The 5,385-nt window shown below is 72.3% G+C and carries 5 protein-coding genes; 3 read left to right on the top strand and 2 right to left on the bottom strand.

Features of this window, described 5'->3' with window-relative positions:
* Positions 1-101 precede the first annotated feature (101 nt).
* Entirely contained in the window at positions 102-1,544 is a 1,443-nt protein-coding gene (locus tag ACFQ3T_RS33915) for a flavin monoamine oxidase family protein (protein ID WP_380729798.1), read from the bottom strand.
* Between the two features lie 342 nt (positions 1,545-1,886).
* The gene (locus ACFQ3T_RS33910) at positions 1,887-2,387 is read right to left on the bottom strand and encodes a GNAT family N-acetyltransferase (RefSeq protein ID WP_380729796.1); all 501 of its coding nucleotides are present in this window, start codon (positions 2,385-2,387) and stop codon (positions 1,887-1,889) included.
* 100 nt (positions 2,388-2,487) lie between these two features.
* On the opposite strand from ACFQ3T_RS33910, the gene trpB reads away from it, so the two are divergent.
* Genes trpB through ACFQ3T_RS33895 form a run of 3 tightly spaced genes read left to right on the top strand, consistent with a single transcriptional unit; the run spans position 2,488 to position 5,305 of the window.
* The gene (trpB, locus tag ACFQ3T_RS33905; RefSeq protein WP_380729794.1) at positions 2,488-3,654 is read left to right on the top strand and encodes a tryptophan synthase subunit beta; all 1,167 of its coding nucleotides are present in this window, start codon (positions 2,488-2,490) and stop codon (positions 3,652-3,654) included.
* Positions 3,651-4,457, top strand: a complete 807-nt coding sequence (trpA, locus tag ACFQ3T_RS33900; protein WP_380729792.1) for a tryptophan synthase subunit alpha — start codon at positions 3,651-3,653, stop codon at positions 4,455-4,457. Before trpB ends, trpA begins: the two co-directional genes overlap by 4 nt.
* Positions 4,454-5,305, top strand: coding sequence for a GntR family transcriptional regulator (locus tag ACFQ3T_RS33895; RefSeq protein WP_380729790.1), 852 nt, complete (start codon positions 4,454-4,456; stop codon positions 5,303-5,305). Before trpA ends, ACFQ3T_RS33895 begins: the two co-directional genes overlap by 4 nt.
* Positions 5,306-5,385: the final 80 nt, after the last annotated feature.

The following is a 5,385-nucleotide window of genomic DNA, read 5'->3' as shown; positions in this document are numbered from 1 at the left end:
CGGCCGACGCCGTGCGGCTGGCCGCCGCGCTGGGCCGGCCGCCGGACCGCGTCGCCGCCGCCCTCCACGACGCCGAGCAGCTCACCCGGTAGCGGGCCGGCTCAGTCCTTCCACGGCATCTCGTCGCGCAGGCCCTCGTGGATCGCGTAGGCGTTCTTCACGGCCGCCTTGAGCGCGCCCTCCACCCACCGCCGGTGCCGGCGGTCGCACGCGTCGTTGGCGAACCACACCCGGTTCACCGGCCGGATCACGTCCTCGTAGAACGCCTCGCTCATCTCGTAGGCGCGGAACAGCGGGCCGATGCCGCAGGCGAACCAGTCGAGCGCCCAGTCCTTGTAGACGCCGAACTCGAACGTGTCCCGCGCCTCCGGGTGGATCTTGACCAGGTCCTCCAACGCCTGGAAGACGCTCTCCTCGGCGGCCAGCGGCGTGTACGGCATGCTGTCCTGCTCCCAGCAGTAGGACGCGATCATCACGCCCTTGCGGTGCCGGGTGTCCTGGCCGGCCGGCGGGTAGACGATGTTGCGGATCGCCAGGTCGGTCACGGTGAGGCCGTGCGTGATGCCGTACGCGGTCTCCCACCAGCGCTCGCTGAACTGCATGAACAGCTTGTGCGCGCGGCCGTAGTAGGTGTTGCGGATCGCGTACCACTTGTCCGGGTCGAGCCCTTCGACCTCCATGTGCCGCAGGGTCGCGAACGGCACGGTGATCACGCACTCGTCCGCCGAGATCGTCTGCGACCGGCGGCCGGCCCGGTAGTGGACGCGGACCTCGGCGTCGGTCTGGTCGACGGCGTGCACGACCGCGCCCAGCCGGATGTCGTCCATCAGCATCGGCTCGAACGCCCGGGGCAGCGAGTCGGCGCCGTCGACGATGTAGACGAGCCGGCCGAACACGTCCTCGTAGTAGTGGGAGAACCACTCGAGCAGCGAGAAGTGGTAGCGGCCCTCCAGGTTGAACAGCGGCCCGAGCATGGCGAGCGCGCCGTCGCCGAGGCCCCGTTCCTTCAGGTAGCCGAGCAGCGTGTACCGGTCGTAGTCGGTGAGCAGCCGGTGCCACGCCTTCGCGTCGTCCTCCTGCTCCATGATGTCCACGAGCGGTTGCACGGTGTGCCGCAGGAGGTCGTGCGGCGTTTTGTCGGCTTCTTCGCGGGAAAGGTCGAAGCTGAACTGGTCGGCGCTGAAGTCCCGTCGCCGGACGCCCTTTCCCTGGAGGTACACGAACGTGTCCTCGTCGTACATCGGGAACGGCCGGGTGGCGAGCCGGAACTTGTCCTGGATCAGGTGCGAGACCAGCGGGTGCTGGAGCGGGAACCGCATCGCGCCGAACTCGCCGTACATGTCGCCCGCGAATCCGCGGTGGGTGAGGATTCGGCCGCCGAGCCGATTCTGACCTTCGAGGATCGTGACCTCGTGGCCCGCGTCCTTCAGCAGCATGGCGGTGGTCAGCCCGGCCATCCCCGCGCCGACCACGACGATCCGCCGCCGTGGCGCGGAACTCTCCGGCAATCCGTCTTTGAGCAGGTCCAGCACGTCCAACGTCATCGGAAAAACCGCCTCACGGTAGTTTCCGCGGCCGCACACCGCGCGGACCGCTTATCCTTCGGAGGTGGCCATCCTCGTGTTCCGACCGTACTCGGCCGAACGACGACCGGCCAACGCCCTGATGGGGTGACCCAGGTTTAACCGAATGCGCCCCACAACCGCTCGTGAACGCAAAACTGCGGTCCCGGCCACGATCCGGTCGCCACCGAACGGGTCTTTTCACCCACCGGTCAGGTGGCACGGGCGGCACGACCTTCCGGCCTGCTGAATCAACGGCCTCATTGGGACGCCCCTCCCGTGTCAGACGCCCGAAACGCCGGGATCGGCGGACGGCGGTGGGCGTCAGACGCGTTGGGCCAGCAGTTGGCCCGGCCACGTGTCCACGGTGAACGTCTCGACCGGCTCGAAGCCATTGCGGCGGTAGTAGTCGACCAGGCGGCCGTCGGAGCCCGCGTAGCAGTCGACCCTCAGCAGGCCGACGCCCGCGCGGCGGGCTTCCTCGCGGGCGTGGGCGAGCAGCGCCGCCCCCACGCCCCGGCCGGCGAACGAGCGGGACGTCACCAACCACGACACGTAGACCTCGGGCTCGCCCGCCGCGGTCACGTGGGAGGGCGCGGTGGACGTCAGGGTCATGCCGCCCGCCGGCACGCCGTCGACCTCGGCGATCCACGTCGTGCCCGAGCGGATCTTCGCGGTGATGCCCTCCACCCGCCGGGGCTGGGTCGAGAACGGCTCGCTCCCCCACTGGCCGGTCCGCCCGGCGGCGGCGAGCCAGGCCACCGCCTCGTCCAGCATGGCCATGATCACGGGCAGGTCGTCCAGGTCTCCACTGCGGATCTCCACGCGATCACGGTATCCGCGCGGACAACGGCATTTGCCAGACCGACAAGAGAGTTCTAGAGTTCTAGATGTGTCTCCTCCTGAAGTCGTCACCACGAGCGCGATGCGCGCACCCGACGCGGCCGGCCGCTTCGGCCGGTACGGCGGGCGCTACCTGCCGGAAGCCCTCATGCCCGCCGCCCAGGCGGTGGAGGCGGCGTTCCGCGAGGCGTGGTCCGACCCCGCCTTCCTGGCCGAGTACCGACGGCTGCTCGCCACCTACGTCGGCCGCCCGACCCCGCTGACGGAGTGCGAGCGGCTGTCCGAGGCGCTCGGCGTGCGCGTCCTGCTCAAGCGGGAAGACCTCGCGCACACCGGCTCACACAAGATCAACAACGTGCTGGGGCAGGCGTTGCTTGCCCGCCGCATGGGCCGCCGCAAGCTGATCGCCGAGACGGGCGCGGGCCAGCACGGCGTGGCCACCGCGACCGCCGCCGCGCTGCTCGGCCTCTCCTGCACCGTCTACATGGGACGGACCGACGTGCGGCGGCAGGAGCCGAACGTGTTCCGGATGGATTTGCTCGGCGCGGAGGTCGTGCCGGTCGAGTCCGCCAACGGCGTCGGCACGCTGAAGGAGGCGACCAACGCGGCGCTGCGGGCGTGGGTCTCCGAGACCGAGGACGCCCACTACTGCGTGGGTTCCGTGATGGGCCCGCACCCCTACCCGTGGATGGTGCGCGAGTTCCAGCGCGTCATCGGCGACGAGGCCCGCGCCCAGTGCGCCGAACGGCTGCCCGCCGCCGTGCCGGACGTCGTCGTCGCGTGCGTCGGCGGCGGGTCGAACGCGGCGGGGACGTTCGCCGGGTTCGCCGACACCCCCGCCCGCCTGGTCGGCGTGGAAGCGGCCGGGGGCAGCGCCGTCGACAAGGGCAAGCTCGGCGTCCTGCACGGGTTCATGTCGCACTTCCTCCAGGACGACGACAGCCAGGTCCTCGAAGCGCACTCCATCTCGGCGGGCCTCGACTACCCCGGCGTCGGCCCGGAGCACGTGCACCTCGCGTCGACCGGCCGCGCCCGGTACGCGAGCGTGACCGACGAGCAGGCCATGCGGGCGCTGCGGCTCGTGACCCGGACCGAGGGCATCCTCCCCGCGCTCGAATCGGCGCACGCGCTGGCGTGGGTCGTCGACGCCGCCGCGACCGGCGAGCTCGCGGCCGGGTCGACGGTGCTCGTCACGCTGTCCGGCCGCGGCGACAAGGACCTCCAGCAGATCAGGGAGCACCACCGATGAGCGTCGCCGCGGCCACGTTGGAAGAGCACCTCCGGTCCGCCCGCGCCGGCGGCGGCCGGCTGCTGATCCCGTACGTGATGGCGGGTGTCGTGCCGGACTGGCTGGACCTGGTGCGCGGCGCGGCGGAGGCCGGCGCGGACGCGGTCGAGATCGGGCTGCCGTTCTCCGACCCGATGCTCGACGGCCCGACCGTGCAGCACGCCGCCGCCCTCGCGTCCCGTCGCGGCGCACGGCCCCGGGCGCTGCTGGACGCGCTCGCCGGCCTCGACGTCGGCGTGCCGCTGATCGTGATGACCTACGCGAACGTGGCCCTGACGCTGACGCCGTCGCGCGGGGTCGGCGGGTTCGTCGACCACCTGGCGGCGGTCGGCGTGCGCGGCGTGATCGTGCCGGACCTGCCGCTGGAGGAGTCGGCGGAGTACCTGGCGTGCGCGGCGGGCGCCGATGTCGCCGCCGTGCTGCTGGCCGCGCCGTCGTGCGACGAGGACCGGTGCCGGGAGATCGCGCGGGCGTCGTCGGGGTTCGTGTACTGCATGAGTTCCATGCGCACCACCGGTGAACGCGCCGCGCTCGGCGCCTCGGCACGGGACACCGCCCGCCAGCTCAAGGGCGTGACCGACCTGCCCGTGGTGGCCGGGTTCGGCATCTCCACCGTCGACCAGGCGGTGGACGTCTGCGCGGACGCCGACGGCGTCGTGGTGGGCTCGGCGTTCATGCGCATGCTGCTCGACGGCGCTCCGGTCAGCGAGGTCGTGGACGCGGTGTCCGCGTTCCGGCGCGCGCTATCCTCCGTCGGGGGTTGAGAGTCGGGAGTTCCACTGTGGACCACGGGCGGCGGACCGGCCGCGAGTACGACACGCGCGTGCCCAAGTACCTGGCGATCTACCGGGTGCTGGCCGAGCGGATCGCCGACGGCCGGTACCCGGCGGACGCGCCGCTGCCCGCGCAGCGGGAGCTCGTCGAGGAGTTCGACGTCTCGCTGATGACCGTGCGGCAGGCCATCCAGGCGTTGGAGGCGGACGGTCTGCTGGAGACCCGGCACGGGGTGGGCACCTTCGTGCGGCGGCCCGCGTTCGCCTACGGCCTGACCGGGTTGCGGAGCCTGTCGCAGGACCTGGTCGAGCAGGGCATCGAGCTGCGGACCGAGGTCCTGGCGTCGGGTCTCGTCGTGCCGCCGGCGGACGTCAGCGCGCGCCTGGGCGTCCCGGCCGGTCGCGAGGTGCTCTCGGTGGAACGCCTGCGCAGCACCGACGCCGGGCCGCTGCTGCTCCAGACGTCGTACCTGCCGGCCGCCGTCGGGACGCGGATCGGCGTCGAGTCGCTGCACCACCAGTCGCTCTACCTGCTGCTGGCGGAGACCGGCACGCCCGTGCGGGAGGCGAGCGAGACCATCCAGGCGGTCGCGCTGACCGCCGAGCAGGCGCGGGCGCTGCGCTGTGAGCCGGGGTCGCCCGCGCTGCTCAGCTGCCGCCTCAGCCGGGGCGAGGACGGCGCGCCGCTCGTGGACGACCGCGCGCTGCTGGTCGGCGACGCCACCGTGATCACCGCCGACCGTGCCGCGACCGGCACGAACCTGGCCTACTCGGCCGACGCCGCCGTCAGGTCCGTCCCACCGCCTCCAGCCACGCCCGCCGGGCCGCGGCACGGGTGAACTCGCGGACGTGCAGCCCGGCGCGCAGCCACGCGACCGGGAAGTCGTCCCCGGTGTCGCGCACGGCCCGGCCGAACGCG

Source organism: Saccharothrix hoggarensis, assembly GCF_042678885.1.
In the GTDB taxonomy this organism is placed as follows: Bacteria; Actinomycetota; Actinomycetes; order Mycobacteriales; family Pseudonocardiaceae; genus Actinosynnema; species Actinosynnema hoggarensis.
The sequence above is the reverse complement of the archived record's forward strand: the minus strand, read 5'-3'. Positions and strand labels throughout refer to the sequence as shown.